Source organism: Streptomyces sp. A 4/2, assembly GCF_940670765.1.
In the GTDB taxonomy this organism is placed as follows: domain Bacteria; phylum Actinomycetota; class Actinomycetes; order Streptomycetales; family Streptomycetaceae; genus Streptomyces.
Genome location: NZ_CALNVW010000019.1, coordinates 108,883 through 128,329, shown reverse-complemented (window position 1 = coordinate 128,329; position 19,447 = coordinate 108,883). Strand labels below are relative to the sequence as shown.

The 19,447-nt window shown below is 70.3% G+C and carries 17 protein-coding genes and 1 tRNA gene; 12 read left to right on the top strand and 6 right to left on the bottom strand.

The features are described 5' to 3' along the window. The first annotated feature begins 40 nt into the window (after window positions 1-40). From NBY69_RS13195 to NBY69_RS13155, 9 genes are all read left to right on the top strand, one after another. Entirely contained in the window at window positions 41-1,336 is a 1,296-nt protein-coding gene (locus tag NBY69_RS13195) for a lysine N(6)-hydroxylase/L-ornithine N(5)-oxygenase family protein (protein ID WP_250301019.1), read from the top strand. A gap of 140 nt (window positions 1,337-1,476) precedes the next feature. Continuing rightward, window positions 1,477-2,316 carry a hypothetical protein gene (locus tag NBY69_RS13190; protein WP_250301018.1) on the top strand — a complete coding sequence of 280 codons (840 nt, stop codon included), beginning with the start codon at window positions 1,477-1,479 and terminating at the stop codon, window positions 2,314-2,316. A 90-nt stretch (window positions 2,317-2,406) separates the two neighbouring features. Then, a complete protein-coding gene (locus tag NBY69_RS13185; protein WP_250301017.1) occupies window positions 2,407-3,066 on the top strand; it encodes an alanyl-tRNA editing protein in 660 nt (219 codons plus the stop codon). 234 nt (window positions 3,067-3,300) lie between these two features. After that, window positions 3,301-4,470 carry an ATP-grasp domain-containing protein gene (locus tag NBY69_RS13180; RefSeq protein ID WP_250301016.1) on the top strand — a complete coding sequence of 390 codons (1,170 nt, stop codon included), beginning with the start codon at window positions 3,301-3,303 and terminating at the stop codon, window positions 4,468-4,470. Window positions 4,471-4,540: 70 nt separating this feature from the next. After that, on the top strand, window positions 4,541-4,903 hold the full coding sequence (locus NBY69_RS13175) for a cupin domain-containing protein (protein WP_250301015.1): 363 nt from the start codon (window positions 4,541-4,543) through the stop codon (window positions 4,901-4,903). Then, on the top strand, window positions 4,896-5,993 hold the full coding sequence (locus tag NBY69_RS13170) for an FAD-binding oxidoreductase (RefSeq protein WP_250301014.1): 1,098 nt from the start codon (window positions 4,896-4,898) through the stop codon (window positions 5,991-5,993). The genes NBY69_RS13175 and NBY69_RS13170 overlap by 8 nt, the downstream gene beginning before the upstream one ends. Window positions 5,994-5,995: 2 nt before the next feature. Next, window positions 5,996-7,630, top strand: a complete 1,635-nt coding sequence (locus tag NBY69_RS13165; RefSeq protein WP_250301013.1) for a class I tRNA ligase family protein — start codon at window positions 5,996-5,998, stop codon at window positions 7,628-7,630. After that, window positions 7,627-8,934 carry an acetyl-CoA carboxylase biotin carboxylase subunit family protein gene (locus NBY69_RS13160; protein ID WP_250301012.1) on the top strand — a complete coding sequence of 436 codons (1,308 nt, stop codon included), beginning with the start codon at window positions 7,627-7,629 and terminating at the stop codon, window positions 8,932-8,934. Before NBY69_RS13165 ends, NBY69_RS13160 begins: the two co-directional genes overlap by 4 nt. Beyond that, window positions 8,931-10,265, top strand: a complete 1,335-nt coding sequence (locus NBY69_RS13155) for an MFS transporter (protein WP_250301011.1) — start codon at window positions 8,931-8,933, stop codon at window positions 10,263-10,265. The genes NBY69_RS13160 and NBY69_RS13155 overlap by 4 nt, the downstream gene beginning before the upstream one ends. A gap of 161 nt (window positions 10,266-10,426) precedes the next feature. Here the strand turns inward: NBY69_RS13155 and NBY69_RS13150 are convergent. Then, window positions 10,427-10,500: transfer RNA gene (locus NBY69_RS13150), tRNA-Thr, on the bottom strand. Between the two features lie 181 nt (window positions 10,501-10,681). Between NBY69_RS13150 and NBY69_RS13145 the strand changes: the two genes are divergently transcribed. The 3 genes from NBY69_RS13145 (at window position 10,682) to NBY69_RS13135 (ending at window position 13,268) form a co-directional block, all read left to right on the top strand. Then, the gene (locus tag NBY69_RS13145; RefSeq protein WP_250301010.1) at window positions 10,682-11,815 is read left to right on the top strand and encodes an ABC transporter ATP-binding protein; all 1,134 of its coding nucleotides are present in this window, start codon (window positions 10,682-10,684) and stop codon (window positions 11,813-11,815) included. Window positions 11,816-12,010: 195 nt separating this feature from the next. Next, window positions 12,011-12,424 (top strand): hypothetical protein, encoded by a 414-nt coding sequence (locus NBY69_RS13140; protein WP_250301009.1) that lies wholly within the window; start codon window positions 12,011-12,013, stop codon window positions 12,422-12,424. Between the two features lie 97 nt (window positions 12,425-12,521). Then, window positions 12,522-13,268 (top strand): nucleotidyltransferase family protein, encoded by a 747-nt coding sequence (locus NBY69_RS13135; RefSeq protein ID WP_250301008.1) that lies wholly within the window; start codon window positions 12,522-12,524, stop codon window positions 13,266-13,268. 18 nt (window positions 13,269-13,286) lie between these two features. Here NBY69_RS13135 and NBY69_RS13130 read toward each other — a convergent pair whose 3' ends face one another. The 5 genes from NBY69_RS13130 to cysS form a co-directional block, all read right to left on the bottom strand. Then, complete coding sequence (locus tag NBY69_RS13130; RefSeq protein WP_250301007.1) at window positions 13,287-13,658, bottom strand: pyridoxamine 5'-phosphate oxidase family protein; 372 nt, start codon at window positions 13,656-13,658, stop codon at window positions 13,287-13,289. A 235-nt stretch (window positions 13,659-13,893) separates the two neighbouring features. Next, a complete protein-coding gene (locus tag NBY69_RS13125) occupies window positions 13,894-15,471 on the bottom strand; it encodes a DoxX family membrane protein (RefSeq protein ID WP_250301006.1) in 1,578 nt (525 codons plus the stop codon). 147 nt (window positions 15,472-15,618) lie between these two features. Beyond that, window positions 15,619-16,608 carry a dTDP-glucose 4,6-dehydratase gene (locus tag NBY69_RS13120; protein ID WP_250301005.1) on the bottom strand — a complete coding sequence of 330 codons (990 nt, stop codon included), beginning with the start codon at window positions 16,606-16,608 and terminating at the stop codon, window positions 15,619-15,621. 341 nt (window positions 16,609-16,949) lie between these two features. Further along, the gene (gene rlmB, locus NBY69_RS13115; RefSeq protein WP_250301004.1) at window positions 16,950-17,906 is read right to left on the bottom strand and encodes a 23S rRNA (guanosine(2251)-2'-O)-methyltransferase RlmB; all 957 of its coding nucleotides are present in this window, start codon (window positions 17,904-17,906) and stop codon (window positions 16,950-16,952) included. Between the two features lie 69 nt (window positions 17,907-17,975). Continuing rightward, on the bottom strand, window positions 17,976-19,373 hold the full coding sequence (gene cysS / locus NBY69_RS13110; protein WP_250301003.1) for a cysteine--tRNA ligase: 1,398 nt from the start codon (window positions 19,371-19,373) through the stop codon (window positions 17,976-17,978). Between the last annotated feature and the right edge of the window lie 74 nt (window positions 19,374-19,447).

The window sequence follows — 19,447 nt, the reverse complement described above, 5'->3', positions numbered from 1 at the left end:
AATCGGTGGAACGGGGAGCTCACGGTTGTCCAGTGAACGTATGCATGACGCGATAGCGGTGGGCTGCGGCCCCTCCAACCTCAGCCTTGCCGCCCTGGCCACCGAGATCAGCGGATTCGATCTCCTGGTGCTGGAACGGAACGACTCCATGAGCTGGCATCCGGGGCTCATGGTCCCGGACGCGGCGCTCCAGGTCTCGCCGGTGAAGGACCTGGTGAGCCTGGTGTCCCCCACCAACCCCTACTCGTTTCTCAACTACCTGGTCTCCAGCGGCAGGATCTACCGGTCCCTCATCGCCTCGCGCACGACGGTGAGCCGCCGGGAGTTCGAGCAGTACTACGCGTGGGCCGCGGAAAGACTGGACTCGATCCGGTTCGGTCAGCAGACCTGGTCCGTCGAACGGGCACCACGCGGCTTTCGCGTCCACGCCGGCGACGAGACCCACCTGGCCCGCAGCCTCGTGCTCGGTGTCGGGCAGCGTCCCCGTGTCCCGTCCTTCGCGCGGAACCACCTCGGTGCCGATGTCTTCCACGCCGTCGACTACCTCAGGGCCCCCCGCCGTACGGCCGGCCGCCGCGTGCTGGTGGTGGGTGGCGGACAGAGCGCCGCCGAAGTGGTGCGGCACCTGCTGGGAGGCGACCGCAGCGCCCTCCCCGGCTGTCTCGTGTGGGCGCCGGGCCGGCTCGGCCTGCCACCGCTGGACGACTCGCCGTTCAGCAACGACTGGTTCACCCCCCAGGCAGTCCGCTACTTCCACGAGTTGGACGACAAGGAACGAGCACAGTTGCTGGATTCACAGAGATACGCCAGTGACGGGGTGAGCGCCGGCCTGCTCGACGACATCTACCGGCGTCTCTACGAGCTCGACTACCTGGAGCCGGGCGAGTTCGACCACGCGATCCTGCCCGGCCACCGCCTGGTCGGTCTCACGCGGGGAACGTCCGGCTACCAGGCACTCGTCGCCGGGACGGCCCCGGGGAACGAAGCGACCCTGGACGTGGACACGGTCGTCCTGGCCACCGGGTTCGAGCCGTATGTCCCTTCCTTCCTGGCGCCCCTGCTGGCGGACCTGCCGCTGAACGACGACGGAACCTTCCGCACCCGCCTGGACTACAGCCTGGACCGGGCAGGCAGCGACGGCGGACAGATCTACGTCCAGAACGCGGCGCGTCACAGTCACGGCGTCGCCGACCCGAACCTGAGCCTGTCGGCCTGGCGCAGCGCCACCATCCTCAATGCGCTCGTGGGTGAGCCCGTCTTCAAGACGGACGGATACGCGTCGGCCCTGGCGCTCGGCCCAGGTGCGGAGGGGCTCGTACCCGAAGGGAGCGGGTGAGCGCTGACCGCAGGTCTCCGGAGGCCGTCACGGAGACGGCCGACGGATCGCTCCTCCGGTGGGCACCCGCGCGAGCAGGCGCTGTCCACCTGCCGACCGAGAACTCTGCACCTCACTGTCTACTCACAGGGAGAGAACCGATGTTCAGCAATTTGCAGGACGACAGGACTCGAATAGCCGAGAACACGGAGGTCGTCCAGCGGATCGACCCGATGTTCGACGCGCTGTCGCTGGAGAACCCGACCCGCTCCGACCTGCTGCGCCTCGCGGCAGGCACGCTGGCGGCCGTACGCATCCCCGCCCATCTGCGGGACGTCGACTGCAAAGCCCTGGTACAGGCGCTGGACAGCCATGAGTTCGACACCTACGACGAGCGCAGGATCTATCCCCCGGTGATGAAGCTCGGCCCTGCCGTCTTCGACTACTACCTGGATGACGGCATCCGGGACGAGTACTGGGAACACGCCGCTGAATCCCGCCGCACCTGGAAGCAGTTGGTCGGAGATCACGATCCGCTGGACCTTCTGGTCGGTGAACTACGGCGGATCTGGGGCGGCTCGGTGGAGCCGGCCACCGTGGACGGCCGGGAACTCTTCGTGGGCATGGTCAGGGAGCTGACGGGTGGTGCGCGTATGCACTTCGACGAGCTGATGCGGGAGTTCCCCGGCGTCCTGGACCAGCAGCTCGTCGCCCAGTTCGGCTTCAACTGCTACATCGCCGTCCCGGACGACGGCGGTGAGCTGGTGGTCTACAGGCGCCGCTGGAAGCCGAGCGACGAAGCGCACCGGGTCGGCTACGGCTGGTCGGAATCCGTCGCCGCGGACGAGCCCCGGGTCGAGATCAAGCCGGGTCTCGGCGACTCCATCTGGTTCGACTCACGCAACTTCCATGCCATCAAGCCCAATTCGGAAGGGCGCCGGCTATCGCTGTCCTTCTTCTGCGGTGTCACCACCGAGAACAAGATCGTGCTCTGGTCGTAGCAGAGCTTCCGGGAGCTGCCCGGACCCGTTCCCCCGATGCCCGTCGTACGGATCGTGGGACACGAACCGGGAAAGGAAAGGAGAGGACATATGCGCACACATGAACTTCACCGTGAGGACCCCTACCTCAGCGAGTTCACGGCGAACGTGACCGGGGTCGAGGACGACGTGGTCGAACTCGACTCCACGGCCTTCTACGCCCGGGGCGGTGGCCAGGTGGGAGATCAGGGAGACCTCGGCGGTCACCGGGTCGTCGATACGGTGGTGTCGCCCGGCCGGGACAGTGTCCTGCACCGGGTGGAGTGGTCGGGAGAACCCCTGCGCGTGGGCCGGCAGGTGACAGGGCGCATCGACTGGGACCGCAGATACGCCACGATGCGGATGCACAGCGCGCAGCATCTGCTGTGGCTGGCCCTCGTCGGGGAGTACGGCGAGGGGCAGAAGGACAGCGGTGGCGAGATCCGGCCGGACAAAGCACGGCTCGATGTCGTCTGGGATGCCGCACAGCGGCCCGCCGCCGACGCTCTCACCGCCCGGCTGGCCGCCCTCACCGAGGCCGACCTGCCCATCGAGCGGTACGTCGTCGACCTGGCCGCCGGCCGGTGGGAGTGGCGGGTGGAGGGGCACGCGGCCATCGCCTGCGGGGGCACCCATGTCCGCCGTACCGGCGAGGTGGGCCGCCTTGACGTCTCCGTCAAGGGCAAGGGCCGGGGCACCGCCCGACTCACCGTGAGTCCGAGCGGTGGCTGAACCGGTGATACGCCGTGGCGGGCCGCGCGGTCCGCCACGGCGACGCCTCCCCGCGCTCCTCGCGGTGCCGCGTCGCGGACCGCCCGTGCCCCGGCCGTCCGCGCACCCTGCCCGACCCGCCCCTGACCCGAGAGGTCTGCCTTGTCACCCCTGCGTTCCCGTCACCCGGCACACGTCCTCGTGGTCGAACCCGCCTCTTCCGGAGGAACCACCCTGATCGGTGTCGCAGCCGGCATGGGACTGAGGGTGGTCGTGGCCTCGGCGGACACCGGCGACCGCCGGCTCCCCGACGCCGTACGGGCCGCGGCCGAGACGGTCCTCACCGTGGAGACCAATGACCAGGCCGCGCTCGAAGCGGCCGTACGGGACCTGCACCGGCGCGAGCCCTTCGAAGCGGTCCTGGCCGGATCGGACATCTACGTGCCCGCGGCCGCCCGCGTCGCCGACGCGCTGGGCCTGCCGGGGCTGGAAGTGGACACCGTCGACCGCGTCAGGGACAAGAGCGTCATGCGGGCCGCCGTCGCCGGGGCGGGGCTGCGTACTCCGCGCTTCGCTCAAGCCACCACCGACGAGGAACTGCGCGCGGCAGCGGCGCATGTCGGGTTCCCCTGCGTGATGAAGCCGGTGGCCTGCTCCGGCAGCATCCATGTCAGCCGGGCGGACGACATGGACCGGCTCTCCGCCGCGTTCCACCGCCTGGTCACCGACCCCGTCCCGGACATGGGGCAGCCGCACGAGCACCGTGTGCTCGTCGAGGAGTACGTCGACGGCCCCGAGTTCAGCGCCGACGGATACGTCCTGCCCGGCGAGGAAGCCACGGTCATCGCCCTCACCCGCACGCTGCTCGGTCCCGAGCCGGACTTCGTGGAGATGGGCCACCTCACCCCGGCCGAGGTCGACGACAACACGCTGGAAGCCGTTACGGCGTACGTCCGCGCCGTCGTCCGCGCGGTGCGCCTGACAGGGGGCACGTTCCACTGCGAGCTGCGGCTGACCGCCGACGGGCCGGTCCTCATCGAGATCGGCGCACGGCTGCCCGGGGACCGGATCGTGGAACTGCTGCGGCTCGTCACCGGAGTCAGCCTTCCCAGGATGGCGATCGCCGCGTCCCTCGGACTCGCCCCCGAAGAGGCCGGAGTCTTCTCCGCTCCGTCGGCGAAGAGCGCCGGCATTCGCTTCTTCTCCGCCGAAGGGCGTACGTCCTACCGGGAGTTGACGGGCTGGCAGGACATGACGGAACTGCCCGGGGTCACTGAGACCTCGCTCTACTTCGCATCCGGCGAATCCATTCCCGCGGTCGAGGACTGCCGCTCGCGCATCGGCCACGCCCTGTTCACCGCGGACTCCCCCCGGAGCGCGTCGGATCGCTGGCGGGCGCTGGGGGACGCCATCGCCCTGAACTGACGGCTCAGGCACGCGCGAACCCTCACACGGAGAAGGCCGATCGCGTCCCCGGCGAGACGAGGTACATCCCATGACGTCCGATCAACACGCGTCCCATCGGAGCGAGTTGCCCTTCCTGCCCACGGAGACCGAGCCGGACGGTGTGACCGTCGCCGAGGCGGACCTGGCCCGGTCGTGCTTCCCCTCGGTCCCGTTCAAGATGGCCCGCTTCACCGTGCCGCCCGGCGGAACATCCTCCCCCGATGTGCACGAGGTACGGGAGATCTGGGTGGTCCATACCGGACACGGCACGCTGGTGGTCGATGGGGAGCAACTGCCCATCGGCCCCGGCTCGACGGTCGGCTTCCCCTCGCACGCGGTCCACGAAGCCTTCGCCGACCGGGGCGAGGAACTGACCGTCTTCTCCTTCTGGTGGCCGGTGCCCCGTGGCTGAGCGCTCCGCTGTGTCCGGTGGCGTCCCGCACTACGACCTGGCCGTCGTCGGCATCGGCATCGTGGGCGCCCTGACCCTGTACTACGCCGTGCGCCAGAACCCCGGCCGGCGCGTACTCGCCCTCACCCATGCCACCCGCGGGGTGGGCGCCACCCGCCTGTCCGCGGGGTTCGACACACCGACCGGACGCGGCAGCGCCCAGCGGGCGCTCGCCGCGCGCAGTACCGCTCTGTTCACCGAACTCTCGGCCGAACTGCCTGCCGTACCGCGAGAACCGGTCGACACCTACTGGTTGGTGAACCGGGACGGTACGGCAGCCCTCGACGAGAGTCTGGTCGGGGGCAGACGGACCTGCCCTCCCACTCCCCGGCAGCGGCGCATGCTCGCCGAGACGTTTCCCGGGCTCGCCCACGGTGACGACGAGGTGCTGCTGGCCTCCCCTCCGATGACGGTCGGCTCCGCGCAGTCGCTGACGGACCTGTTGCTGGACCAGGCGCTCGGCGCACCCGGCCGCGCCCTGTGGGAGGGCTTCCGGGTCGCGTCCGTACGCCGCGTCGGAAAGCACATCGAGCTGGTCGCCACCGACGGAAGCCGCGTCACCGCGGACCGGACCGTCATCGCCCCCGGCCCGTGGGCCCTGGAAGGACCGGTGGCGCGAGCAGCCCGCGACCGGGGCGCCCGGGTCAAGAAGGTGGTGGCCTTCCATGTCAGGTCGCGGCCCGCGCCGCACGCACCCGCCCTCGTCCTTGAGGACGAGGACGCCTTTCTGCTGCCGGACCACAACCGTGGCCACTGGATTCTCAGCGTCACGTCACCCGACTGGGACCGCGGCCCGGACGGCCCCCTGGTCATCGATGCCCGCGACCGGTCGCTCGCCCGCGCCCTGCTCGCACGCCATGTGCCGGGATTCCTCCCGCACTTGTCCGGCGGGCGGGTCTTCAGCGACTGCTTCACACCCGGCCATCTGCCTCTCGTGGACACAGCCGGTGACGACGGCGTGGTGATGGCGATCGGTGGATCAGGGTCCGGTTACCGGCTCGCCCCGGCCATGGCCGAGGACGCGCTGAAACTGCTCGATGGGAGAACGTGAACGTGAGCGCACTGCTGACGGGGGACGCACACGTCCCGAAGCACTACCTGCTGGTACCACCCGAGGCCACTCCGAACGGCCCCCTTCACCTGGGCCACATCGGCGGACCGTTCCTGTGGGCCGACATGATCGCGCGCCATCTGCGTGTACGGGGCGACCTGCCGCTCGTGATCACCGGAAGCGATGTGTACGAGTCGTACGTCGCCCTGACGGCCCACGCCGAGGGATCCACCCCCAGCGAGGTCGCCGCCCGCTACGGCCGGCGGATCCAGGACGATCTGGCCGCCCTCCGCATCGGCATCGACACCTTCATCAGCCCGGACCAGGAGCCCTGGCGGGATCTCTTCGAAGCGGAGGTGGCCACCGCGTCGGGGCGCCTGAAGGACAGGGGCGCCGTGCTGAGCCGTACCGAGCGCGTGCCGTACTGCGCCGCGTCGGACCGCTGGGTCGTGGGCGGTTGGCTGCTGGGCCGCTGTCCCGAGTGCGGCGCCGGAGTGGCCAGCTACTTCTGTGAGGAGTGCAGTGCCCATTTCCTGCCCGAATCCGTCGTCGAACCGCGCCCCTTGCTCGACGAGGGGCCACTGACCTGGCGGGAGATATCCAGCCTCTTCCTGCGCGTGCCGGAACGCGACGTCCTCGATGCCGCACTCGCGCGCCTGGACATCGCCCGCCGCTACCGGCGGAGCGTGGCGCGCTTCCTGGAGCGGGACGGCCTGACGCTCCGGCTCAGCGCGCCGCAGACGTGGGGTGTACCACTGCCCGCGCCCGAGGCGGGCGTACCGCACGCGCTGTTCCCCTACGCCGGCATCTTCATGTTCGCGCGGCTCGCCGGCGCCGTCCACGGACAGCTGTCGGGTACCGGAGTGAACGCGTTCGACCCGGACTCCGGGGTCACCACCATCACCACCCTGGGCATCGACAACGTGATCCCCACCCTGGTCGGCATCGTCGGCACCAGCCTGCTGCACGGCGACATGAAGCCCTACGACCGGTGCCTCGTCAACCACTTCTACCGGCTGGCCGGCCGCAAGTTCTCCACCAGCGCCCGCCATGCCATCTGGGCCTCGGACATCGCGGCAGCACCCACCATCGGCGCCGACACGGTGCGATATTTCCTCGCCCGCGCCGATCTGGAGTCGGGCCCTGCGAGCTTCGAGTCGGCGGACTTCCTCACAACTGCCCGCGTGACGCTCGCCGATGGCCTCGGCAAGCGCCTCGACACCGCCTGGACGCTCCTGCCCGACGGGCCTCCCCGTCCCCCCGCACCCGCCGTCGCCGACCTGCTGGAATCCCTGCTCGCCGAGCAGTCCGCGGCCCTGGACTCCTCCCGGATCTCCACGGCCCGCGCGGTCGCCGCACTCGACCGCTGGTGCGCCGACGACGCGTTGATCCACTCGGCCGAGGACGGTGCCTACTGGTGGCTCAAGGGTGTGTGCCTGCTCGGGTTCCCGGTGGTCCCGGACCTCGCCGAGCAGCTCTGGCTGCGGCTCGGTGGCACCGGAGAGCCCACAGCGGCGGCCTTCCTCAGGCCGACGCCACCCGATGGGACACCGGCCGCCCCCGGCTTCGTACGGGCCGAAGCCGACGACCTCGACGCCTGCATGCCGCTCGCGCTGCGATCGGGGGCGCGCTCATGACCGCCGGCCCGGCTCCGCTGTACGTCGTACTCAACCGCTCCGGTGACGAGTTCGGGGAGTACCAGCGCTTCCTCGACGGCACCCCTTGCCGGATGGTGTACCTCACCACCCCCGGCGGCCTGGCCCCGCTCAGGAAGAGCGAGGCCGTGGAGATCCGGGTGCTCGACAGCCTCGCCCACGAGGACGTCCTGCCTGTCGTACGCGAGCTGGTGGGCCGGCACGGGACCCCCGATGCGGTCTTCGGGCAGTCCGAGTACGACATCCTCACCGCCGCCCTGCTTTCGGACGGACTCGGCGTACGCGGAGGACACGGCCTCGACCTGGTACGGCGGTTCAAGGACAAGCCCACCATGAAGAGCGCTGTGCGCGGTGCCGGACTGCGCGTACCGGACTTCTGCCCCCTGGACCGCTCGGGCAGCTCGGGCGGCTCGGGCGGCTCGGGCGGCGGACTCCGGGCCGAAGCGGTCATCGAGGCACTCGGGAGCCTCCCCCTGATCCTCAAACCCCGTGCCTCGGCCGGCTCCGAGGGAGTCACTCTGGTCGAGAGCACGGAGCAGCTGGAGCAGGCGCTGAGTGGCGTCGACCCTGCCGCGTACGAGTGCGAGGAGTACATAGAAGGCGCCGTCTTCCACGTCGATGGCGTCTACCGCTCCCACAGCTTCCACTTCGTCACCGCGTCGCGGTACGTCAACACCTGCCTGGACTACGCGCACGGCCGGCCGCTCGGGTCCGTACTGCTGGGCGAAGGGCGGGAGCGGGCCGAACTCACCGAGTTCGCCGAACGCTGCCTCAGGGCCCTCGGGCTCACCGACGGCGCCTTCCACCTGGAGCTGATCCGGCGCCCGGACGGTGAACTCGTGTTCCTGGAGGTCGGTCTGCGGCCGGGTGGGGCCCAGGTGCCGTTCCTCCATGCCGACCTCTTCGGCATCGACTTGTTCGCCGAGGCCTTCCGGGCAGCCATCGGACTGCCTCCGCTGTGGCAGCCGGGTGCCGGCCCCCAGGGCGCCACCGGCGGATGGCTCATCTACCCGACACCCGGCCGGCTGCCCAGCCGGGTCACCCGTCGCACCTCGCTGCGGGCCACCGTCCCCGAGGTGTACCACGAGGAACTGCCGCCCGTCGGGTGGACCATCACCAGCCCCGGCGGCTACGACAACGGCTGTGGCACCTTCCGGTTCAGGGGGGACGACCCGGCCGGCGTGCTGGATGCCGTACACACGGTGCTCGACCGCTACGACCTGCGGACCGAACTCGTGGATGCCTCCGGCACGGCCCCGGGGGCGTCCCTGGGGACGGCACCGTGACCGGCCTCGACCGCAGGCCCGGACCCGCCCTGCGCACCTGGCTGCGGGAAACCCTCCCAGCGTCCGGACCCGCGCGCCGACTCGGTGGTCTCGCCCTCGTACAGTCCCTGGGGCTCGGGATCTTCCTCACCTCCAGCGCGGTGTTCTTCACCCGGACCATCGGCATTCCCGCACAGCGCGTCGGTCTCGCACTGTCGGTCGCCGGGCTCTGCGGGCTGGTCTGTACCGTGCCGATCGGCAGGCTCGCCGACCGGCACGGTCCGCGCCGGGTACTGACGGCCAACTTCCTCCTCGCCTCCGCTTGCTTCACCGCCTATTGCCTGGTGGAGAATTTCGCCGGGTTCGCAGCTGTCGCCTGCGCTGTCGCGGTGCTGGAGAACTCCGCGAGCGCCCTACAGGCGTCGCTGACCAACGACCTGGTGGGCGCGGACCAACGGCTCAGGGTCAGCGCGCAGATGCGCAGCCTTTTCAACCTGGGCTTCCTGGGAGGTGCCGCGCTGGCCGGGGTCGCGCTGGCAGCCGACAGCGCGACCGCTCTGTACGCCATGTTCCTTGCCACCGCCGCCATCCAACTGGTCTCCGTAGCACTGCTCCTGGGCTTGAAGACACCGGTGAAGGTACCGGCGGGGACACCGGCGAGGGCACCGGAAGAAATCCTCGCCGACGTCGATACCTCGGAGCGCCCGGACGGCGAGGAGGCGGGAGGTCTGCTGCGCAACTCGGCACTGCGGGACGTGCGTTACGTCGCGGTCGCCCTGGCCTGCGGGGCGCTGGAGCTGTACAACCCGCTGCTCACCGTCGGCCTGCCGCTGTGGATCGTGACCAGTACAGACGCTCCCGCCCTCATGGTGTCGGCCCTGCTGACCCTCGATACCGTCCTGGTGCTCCTCTTCCAGGTCACGGTCAGCCGAGGCGCGCGAACCCCCGCCGGAGCGGCCCGCATGCTGCGCCGGGCGGGCTGGTTGCTGGGGGCGTCCTGCCTGGTGTTCGCGCTGAGTGGGAACCACGGCAGGCTCTTCGACAGCGCGGTTCTGCTGGGCGGCGTACTGATCCTCGCGTGCGGCGAGCTGTACCAGGCGTCCGCGGGGTGGGGACTGTCCTTCGGCCTCGCCCGGCCGGACCGGCAGGGCGAATACCAGGCGGTCTTCTCCCTCGGGCGTGGACTCCAGCAGTTCACCGGCCCCTGGCTGATGACCTCGCTGATCGTCGGCGCCGCGGTGACCGGGTGGCTGGTCCTGGCAGCACTGTTCATCCTGCTCGGCCTGTGCGCCCCACCCCTGGTACGTGACCTGGAAAAGGCGCGTGCGCGGACGGAATCGCTCCCGTCCTGACCCAGGTCCCCCCGCGGCGGTGATTCACGGTGATCGCGACACCACTTGCAGTACCTGCCGGACCGGAGCCAGGGATCCCCGCAGGCCCTGAACCCACCACGAATCCCCCCCCATGCACAAGAAGGGCCAGGTCACGGACTACGTGACCTGGCCCTCTCCGGAGCCCCCTATCGGATTCGAACCGATGACCTACGCATTACAAGTGCGTTGCTCTGGCCAGCTGAGCTAAGGAGGCGCGTCGCAGCATTCTAACCGGACCGCGGACGTGACCAAGTCGAAAATTTCCCCGGCCCGGAACTACTGACATACCGCAAACGGCCAGGTACCGTCTCGTTTCAGTTCACCTATGTGGACTACACCACTCACCTTTACTCGGATCGTCCGGCACGTTCCTGCCGGTGAAGGAGCACACGCTCATGGCAACAGTCACGTTCGACAAGGCGACCCGGATATACCCCGGCTCCACCAAGCCCGCCGTGGACGCGCTGGAGATCGATGTCGCGGACGGCGAGTTCCTCGTCCTCGTCGGTCCTTCCGGTTGCGGCAAGTCGACCTCCCTGCGCATGCTCGCGGGTCTTGAGGACGTCAACGGCGGCGCGATCCGCATCGGTGACCGCGACGTCACGCACCTGCCGCCGAAGGACCGGGACATCGCGATGGTGTTCCAGAACTACGCGCTGTACCCGCACATGACGGTCGCCGACAACATGGGCTTCGCGCTCAAGATCGCCGGGATCAACAAGACCGAGATCCGCGCCAAGGTCGAAGAGGCCGCGAAGATCCTCGACCTCACCGAGTACCTGGACCGCAAGCCGAAGGCGCTCTCCGGTGGTCAGCGTCAGCGTGTCGCGATGGGCCGCGCCATCGTGCGTGAGCCGCAGGTCTTCCTCATGGACGAGCCGCTGTCGAACCTCGACGCCAAGCTCCGTGTCTCCACCCGTACGCAGATCGCGTCGCTCCAGCGCCGCCTCGGCATCACCACCGTGTACGTCACCCACGACCAGGTCGAGGCCATGACCATGGGTGACCGCGTCGTCGTGCTGAAGGACGGCCTGCTCCAGCAGATCGACTCGCCGCGCAACATGTACGACCGCCCCAACAACCTCTTCGTCGCCGGATTCATCGGCTCCCCGGCCATGAACCTGGTCGAGGTCCCGATCGCCGACGGTGGCGTGAAGTTCGGCAACAGCGTCGTCCCCGTCTCCCGCGAGGCGCTCGCCGCCGCGGCCGACAAGGGTGACACCACGGTCACCGTCGGTGTCCGCCCCGAGCACTTCGAGGTCGTCGAGCACGGCGAGGTCTCGAAGACGCTCACCAAGGAGAGCGCCGACGCCCCGGCCGGCCTGGCCGTCGCGGTCAACGTCGTCGAGGAGCTCGGCGCCGACGCCTACGTCTACGGCTCCGCCGAGGTGAACGGCGTGACCAAGGAGCTGGTCGTCCGCGTCAACGGCCGCAAGGTCCCGGACAAGGGCAGCAAGCTCAACGTCGTCCCGCGCACCGGCGAGATCCACGTCTTCTCGACCTCCACCGGCGAGCGCCTCAGCGACTGACGCTCCCGCCTCACTGCGGCCCCGCACCTCCCTTCCCGGAGGTGCGGGGCCGCAGTGCGTTGTCGACAAATACCCCACCGGAACGGGCATTTCGCCGGAGGCGGGTCAACGCCCGATTCGAAAAGCGGACTCGAACCATCCCCCACAAGAGTGACTGAATGTCTCCGATTCATCACCGACCGCTACGCTCGCTGCGTGACCCACACAGCCCGCCGAATCGGCCGAACTCTCGCACTCGTCCTGCCCGTCGTCCTGGTTCTCTCCGGGACGCTCGCGGTCACCCGCGTCCCGTGGGCAGGCACCTCCAACGACTCGCAGATGCTGACCGCTTCCTCCAAGGAAGTGTCGGTACGCGCCAAGACCCGCACCCCGCAGGACGTTCTGCGCGACCAGCTCCTGACCGAACTCCAGGAGAAGAACCCCGGCGTCGCCCTCACGCACCTCCAGCGCGAGGTCGAGAACCGCCCTTCGCTGGCGAGCCACTGCATGTCGATCGCCCGCTCGCTGGGCCGCGCCGCGGTCGAGCACTACGGGCCGGCGCGCGCCCAGGCGTACTCCCGCCCGGTCTGCGACACGTCCTTCGCCTCCGGGGTGGCCCACCAGCGCTGACCCGTCGGACACCGGTCCGTGAGGGAGGGGCTGCCGCGCGCCACCGGCGTGGGCGTCGGGGCCGCTCCCATGTGCAGGCCGGTCTAGGGTGCGCCTCATGACGACGACCGCTGAACCGCATGCGCATGCGCCTGCGTCCGCACTGCCCACCCAGGCCGTGATCCTGGCGGGCGGCCAGGGTTCCCGGCTGCGCCCGTACACCGACGACCGCCCCAAGCCGATGGTCGAGATCCCGGGCACCGGGACGCCGATCATCGGCCATCAACTGGCCTGGCTGGCCGCCGAGGGCGTGACCGACGCGGTCATCTCCTGCGGCCATCTCGCCGAAGTGCTCCAGGAATGGCTGGAGTCCAGCACCCTGCCCCTCCGGGTCACGACGGTCGTCGAGTCCGAACCGCTGGGCCGCGGCGGCGGTCTCAAGTACGCCGCAGGGCATCTCCCGCACCCCGACCGCCCCTGGTACGCGACGAACGGTGACATCTGGACGCGCTTCTCGCTGCGCGAGATGGCCGCCTTCCACGCCGAACGCGACGCCACCGCCACCCTGGCCCTCGCCCGCCCCCGCATCCCGTGGGGCGCCGTCGAGACGAACGAGTTCGGGCAGGTCCTCGACTTCATCGAGGCGCCGCCCTCGCCGTATCTCATCAACGCCGGGGTGTACGTCTTCTCCGCGGCCTTCAGGGCGCTGCTGCCGGACCGCGGCGACCACGAGCGGACCACCTTCCCGCGGCTCGCCCGCGAGCGCAAGCTGGCCGGGTATCCGCTGCCGCACGGGGCGTACTGGCGGGCCATCGACACCGCCAAGGACCTCACCGAGGCAGCCAGGGAACTCGGCCGGTCCTGACCGGACCACGCCCGGCGGTCACTGGGCCGCACCGGCCAACAGCCAGCGCCGGACCGGGACTTCGAGCAGTACCCGCTCCCCGTCCGGCCGGTACGGGGTGGAGGCGTCCCAGGCGTACTTCGCGGCGAAGGCATCCAGGATCCGCTCCGGGAACCGGCCGCGGTGCACCACCGCCTCCCCCTCGGCCACGACGGGAAGCCGGCCGTCCTCCAGCGCCAGGGACACCCGCGGGAACGCCTCGATGTTGCGGACCTTGACCGACGCTCCGTCCGCACCGATCCACCAGCTGTCCTTCAGGAAGACGAACCAGACGGGCGTCACATGGGTGGACCCGTCCGGACGCACGGTGCACAGCCAGACGTGCTTCTCCCGGTACAGGCGGTCACGCACCGCTCCATCGAGGGAATCGGTGAGGGACTCGGGACGGGGCTCGGGACGGGGCTCGGGATGAGACTCGGGAAGGGACGAGGAATCGCTCATTCCCCCATCTCACCCGCGTCCCCGCCGGAGCGCCTCGGTCCGGCGTCCCGGCCGCCTCGGGCCTGCGTCCTACGCCCACCGGATCAGGCGGCCGGATCCGTCCCGCGGTACCCCGGTACGACCGTCAGCACCCCCGGTACGGCCGTCAGCCGAGAAGGCCGCCGATCGGGTTCTTGTTGCTGCCGCCGCCCGAGGTGCCCCCGGACCCGCCGCCGGACGCCGTGCCGCCGCTGCCGCCGCCGCTCGTCCCGGCCGTGGCCGACGGGCCCGCGCTGGTCGTCGCCGGAGGCGGCGGAGCCTGCTGTTGCTGCCGCTGCGACGGCGGCAGTTGCGCGGTGCCCTGCGTCTGGCTGGGCTGCCCGCCGACGGTGCCCGCGGTCGCGCTCTCCCGTACCGTGCCCGGCGCCGAGGACTTCCCCGAGGGGCTCGCCGCACCGCTCGCGGACGGCGACGGGTGCCTCGACGTGCGCTGCTGCGCCGGGCTGCCGGACGAGCCGGGCTCCTGCGGCAGCACCTGTCCGGGCAGCCGGTTGGTGGGATCGGTGTTCGGGCCCGGTACGGTCACGACCTGCGCGGAGCGGACGGCGCCGCCGAGGAGCGAGCCGATGAGCAGCGTCAGCCCCACCACCACGGTGGCCACGACGGTGCCGCGCCGCAGCACCCGCCGCCGCAGTTCGGTCAGTTCGGAGCGCGGTCCGAGCTTGCGCCAGGCCTCGCCCGCGAGGCGGCCGTCGACCGAGTAGACGGGCGCTCCGGCGATGATCAGCGGGGACCAGGCGGCGAGGTAGATGATGTCCGGTGCGTCGTACGCCGGTACGGTCCGCCACGTGACCGTCACCAGGAGCGCGATCGAGAGCAGCGCCCCGAACACGGCGGCGACGCGCTGCCAGAGCCCCAGGACGGTGAGCACTCCGACGACGACCTGAAGGAACGCGATGGTGAGCCCGGCGCCCACCGGATGCGAGAGCGCGAAGTCTCGGAGGGGTTCGGCGAGGGCCCAAGGGTGCAGCGAGTGCAGCCACTTGACCATCGAGCCGCGCTCGCCGCCGTCGAAGTAGACGGGGTCGCAGAGCTTGCCCATTCCGGCGTACATCGAGATGAGCCCGAGGAACACCCGGAGCGGCAGCAGCACCACGCCGAGGTTCATCCGGCGGCCGGGGTAGTAGGCGTGCCGGACGTTGTCGGAGCCGTGGCGGCGGGTGCCGTCCTGGCCGTCGTCGTCGAACTCGTCGAACTCGCCGTACGCGTGGTGATCGCCGTACTCGTGCGGCCCGTCGAACTCCTCGCGCCGGTACCGCTCCGGCTCGTCGTACGCGCCGACCGCCTCCCGCATCCGGGGCAGCAGCGCCGTGCCCGCGGTGCCCGGGTCGTCGACCGAGATGCGCGGGATGACCTGGGTGGCTCCGGCGTCCTGGCCGGAGGCGTAACCGACCTCCTGGACGCCGGAGTTCCGTACGGCCTGCAGGAGTCTGATGGCGCCGGTGTCGTCCGGGGCGGACTTCCCACTCCACACGACGGGCGCCCTGCGCCGCGCGCGTGCGCCCGCGGGCATCCTTGCCGTATCCGTCAGGCCCGAACCGGCGGGCCTGCGGATCGAGTTCGGTGCGAGCTGCACCCGGAAGCTGGCGTGGTTGACGACGACCTGTGCGGGATCGCACGGCACCTTGACCATGCTCAGCGCGGGCAGGTTGTCGAACCCGGGTGTTCTGGTGTCCACGCTCATCTAACCGAGTGACGCAGGCTTAGGACACTGCCTTGACGCGCCGGATCTGTCCGCGACCCGTCAACACTCCGTATCCGTAGGGGAAGGAGCACCGGAGCGGGCAGGTGAGCGGCCGGGTGAACGGTCGGTGAGCGGTCAGGTGAGCGGTCAGGTGAGCGGCTCCCACCAGTCACGGCGGGCGCGGTACCAGGCGACGGTGCGGGCCAGTCCGTCGGCGAGGCCGTGGCGCGGCCGGTAGCCGAGTTCGTCGCGGGCCCGGCGCCAGTCGACGGCGTACCGCGGCCCGCTCCCGCCACGCCCCTCGCGCTCCCCCGCGCCCCGCACGCGCTCCCAGCCCGCGCCGCACGCTTCGAGGAGCAGACCGGTGAGTTCCCTGGCGGAGAGTTCGGTGCCGCCGCCGATGTTGTACGTACGGCCGGGACGCCCCCCGGTGCGGGCGAGTTCGATGCCCCGGCAGTGGTCCTCGACGTGGACCCAGCCGCGGACCTCCGCGCCGTCCCGGGGCGGCGGTACGCGGTGTCCGTCGATGAGCCGGGTGACCCGGAACGGGATGACCTTGTCGGGGAACTGGTGCGGCCCGTAGGTGCCCGCGCTCCGCGTGATCCGTACGTCGAGGCCGAGTTCGCGGTGGTACTCCAGCGCGAGCAGATCGGACGACGCCTTGGACACGGACCAGGGCGAGTCGGGCGCGAGCGGCCGGTCCTCGGTCCAGGAGCCTTCGGCGATCGGTCCGTACACCTCGCCGGTGGAGACATGGACGAACCTGCGGGTGCCGTGGTGCACGGCGGCATCGAGAAGGGTCCGGGTGCCGAGGGTGTTCGTCCGCACGAACACCCCGCTGTCCTCGGCCGGCCGGTCCGCCGGGGACTCGGCGGCGAAGTGCACGGTCTGGTCGTGCTCGGCGGTGAGCCGGCCGACGAGCGCGGGGTCGCAGATGTCGCCGCGCACGAAACGGAAGCGGGGGTCGGCGAGTACGGACGCCAGGTTGGTCAGGGTGCCCGCGTACGTGAGCTTGTCGAGGACCGTGACGGTGACGCCGGGCGGGCCGTCCGGGCCGAGCAGCATGCGGACGTACGCCGAACCTATGAACCCGGCGCCGCCGGTGACGAGGATCCTGGCGGGAGTTGTGGTGCTCATGCAGGAAAGGGGGCGAGCGCGAACGAATTCATGGGATCTCCCGCGACGACGGTCAGGAGAAGCAATTTTCTCCCGCAAGCAGGCGACCGTAACATGACTTTCTGTTTAATCGATCTTTAATGAACAACTCAGCCGCACCACAGTCGCGGCTCATTTTCAGTTCACCGAAGTCTCATGAATGCCGCTGAATGCCGCGTAAAGCAGACTGCCGATGCGACGCGCCAACTTGGCCTGTACCAGACCGAGTTGGCACACCGCACCGGCAGTGACCGCACAACGCACTGCCGGGCGGTCCCGTATATACGGGACCGCCCGGCAGAGGAAAAGAGAAAGCCTTGCTGTCAGGCCCGGCGACGCGCGGCCTCGTACAGCACAATGCCCGCCGCGACGCCCGCGTTCAGCGACTCCGCGCCACCCGGCATCGGAATGCGCACCCGGTAGTCGCAGGTCTCGCCGACGAGCCGGCCGAGGCCCTTGCCCTCGCTGCCGATGACGATGACGACCGGGCCGCCCAGCGCCTCCAGGTCCTGGACCTCGTGCTCACCGTCCGCGGCGAGGCCGACGACCGTGATGCCCGCCTTCTGGTAGCCCTCCAGCGCCCGCGTCAGGTTGGTCACCCGGGAGACCGGCGTACGGGCCGCGGTGCCCGCCGACGACTTCCAGGCACCCGCCGTCATCCCGGCCGCACGGCGCTCGGGGACGACCACGCCGTGACCGCCGAACGCGGAGACGGAACGGACGATCGCGCCCAGGTTCCGCGGGTCGGTGACCCCGTCGAGCGCGACGATCAGCGGGTCCTCGTTGGCGTCGTACGCGGCGCCCGTGAGGTCCTCCGGGTGCGCGTACTCGTACGGCGGGACCTGGAGGACGAGACCCTGGTGGTTCAGGCCGTTCGTCATCCGGTCCAGCTCGGGGCGCGGGGCCTCCATCAGGTTGATGTTGCCGCGCTGGCCGGCCAGCTGGAGCGCCTCGCGGACCCGCTCGTCGTTGTCGATGTACTGCTGCACGTACAGGGTGACCGCCGGGACGCCGTCGCGCAGCGCCTCGTAGACCGGGTTGCGGCCGACGACCATCTCGGACGTGCCCTTGACGCCGCCGCGGCGGGGCGCCGGACGGCGGGCCGCGGCCTGCCGGGCCTGGGCGCCCGCGATCCGGTTCTTCTTGTGTCCCTTGCGTTCGGAGGCGGGCGGCGTCGGGCCCTTGCCCTCCAGGCCGCGGCGTCGCTGGCCCCCGCTGCCGACCTGCGCGCCCTTCTTGTTGGACGTGCGGCGGTTCCTGCGCTGGCTGTTCCCGGCCATGACCTACCTGTTTCTTTGCTGCTCAGTACGTACGTATAGGAAAGTGTGCCGCCAATGGCGGCCGGGCGCTCACCGCGGGCCGAGGGTCCAGCGCGGTCCGTTCTGGCCGTCCTCGATGACCAGGCCGGACTGCTGGAGCTGGTCGCGGATCGCGTCCGCGGTGGCCCAGTCCTTGCGCGCCCTGGCGCCCTCGCGCTGTTCGAGCACCAGCCGTACGAGGGTGTCGACGGCCCCGTGCAGGTCCTCCCCGCGGTCGCTCTCGCCCGCCCAGTGCTCGTCGAGCGGGTCGAGACCGAGGACGCCGAGCATCGCCCGGACCTCCGCCAGCCTGGCGACGGCCGCTTCCTTGTCGTCGGCGGCCAGTGCGGAGTTGCCCTGCCGGACCGTGGTGTGGACGATCGCGAGCGCCTGCGGGACGCCCATGTCGTCGTCCATCGCCTCGGCGAACGCGGGCGGCACCTCGGCGGCCGGGGGGACCGGCCCGGCCTTCTCGACGACCCGCTGGACGAAGCCCTCGATGCGGGCGAAGGCCGACTCGGCCTCCCGCAGCGCCTCGTCGCTGTACTCGATCATCGACCGGTAGTGCGGGGTGCCCAGGTAGTAGCGGAGCACGATCGGGCGCCACTGCTTGACCATCTCGGAGACCAGCACCGAGTTGCCCAGCGACTTGGACATCTTCTCGCCGCTCAGGGTGACCCAGGCGTTGTGCAGCCAGTACGCGGCGAAGTCGTCGCCGAACGCCTTGGACTGCGCGATCTCGTTCTCGTGGTGCGGGAAGATCAGGTCGAGCCCGCCGCCGTGGATGTCGAAGGCCGGGCCCAGGTACTTGTGGGCCATCGCCGAGCACTCCAGGTGCCAGCCGGGACGGCCGCGCCCCCACGGGGTCTCCCAGGAGGGCTCACCGGGCTTGACCGCCTTCCACAGCGCGAAGTCCCGCGGGTCGCGCTTGCCGAGCTCACCCTCGCCGGACGGCTGGCGCAGCTCGTCCAGGTCCTGGTTGGAGAGCTGGAGATAGCCGTCGTACGAGCGCACGTCGAAGTAGACGTTGCCGTCCACCGCGTAGGCGTGGCCGCGCTCGATGAGACCGCGCATCATCTCGATCATCTCGGTCATGTGCCCGGTGGCCCGCGGCTCGTACGTGGCCGGGAGGCAGCCGAGGACGTCGTAGCCGGTGTTGAAGGCCCGCTCGTTCTCGTAGCCGATCGACCACCAGGGGCGGTTCTGCTCCGCCGACTTCTTGATGATCTTGTCGTCGATGTCCGTGACGTTCCGGATGAACGTGACGTCGTACCCGCGGTAGCTGAACCAGCGGCGCATGATGTCGAAATTCAGCCCGGACCTGATGTGCCCGATGTGCGGGGCCGCCTGCACCGTGGCGCCGCAGAGGTAGATCGAGACACAGCCCGCTGTGAGCGGGACGAAGTCACGGATCTGCCGGGCGCTGGTGTCGTACAGACGAATAGTCACCCCACCAGGGTAGTGGGCCCATACCAGTGCCCCGCGACCCTTTCGGCCACGGGGCACCGAAGTGTGACGCAACA

Bases quoted from the DNA above. Each gene is read 5' to 3' on its own strand.
- NBY69_RS13195 (WP_250301019.1), top strand. From the start codon at position 41: ATGCATGACGCGATAGCGGTGGGCTGCGGCCCCTCCAACCTCAGCCTT.
- NBY69_RS13190 (WP_250301018.1), top strand. From the start codon at position 1,477: ATGTTCAGCAATTTGCAGGACGACAGGACTCGAATAGCCGAGAACACG.
- NBY69_RS13185 (WP_250301017.1), top strand. From the start codon at position 2,407: ATGCGCACACATGAACTTCACCGTGAGGACCCCTACCTCAGCGAGTTC.
- NBY69_RS13180 (WP_250301016.1), top strand. From the start codon at position 3,301: ATGGGACTGAGGGTGGTCGTGGCCTCGGCGGACACCGGCGACCGCCGG.
- NBY69_RS13175 (WP_250301015.1), top strand. From the start codon at position 4,541: ATGACGTCCGATCAACACGCGTCCCATCGGAGCGAGTTGCCCTTCCTG.
- NBY69_RS13160 (WP_250301012.1), top strand. From the start codon at position 7,627: ATGACCGCCGGCCCGGCTCCGCTGTACGTCGTACTCAACCGCTCCGGT.
- NBY69_RS13145 (WP_250301010.1), top strand. From the start codon at position 10,682: ATGGCAACAGTCACGTTCGACAAGGCGACCCGGATATACCCCGGCTCC.
- NBY69_RS13135 (WP_250301008.1), top strand. From the start codon at position 12,522: ATGACGACGACCGCTGAACCGCATGCGCATGCGCCTGCGTCCGCACTG.
- NBY69_RS13125 (WP_250301006.1), bottom strand. From the start codon at position 15,471: ATGAGCGTGGACACCAGAACACCCGGGTTCGACAACCTGCCCGCGCTG.
- NBY69_RS13120 (WP_250301005.1), bottom strand. From the start codon at position 16,608: ATGAGCACCACAACTCCCGCCAGGATCCTCGTCACCGGCGGCGCCGGG.
- rlmB (WP_250301004.1), bottom strand. From the start codon at position 17,906: ATGGCCGGGAACAGCCAGCGCAGGAACCGCCGCACGTCCAACAAGAAG.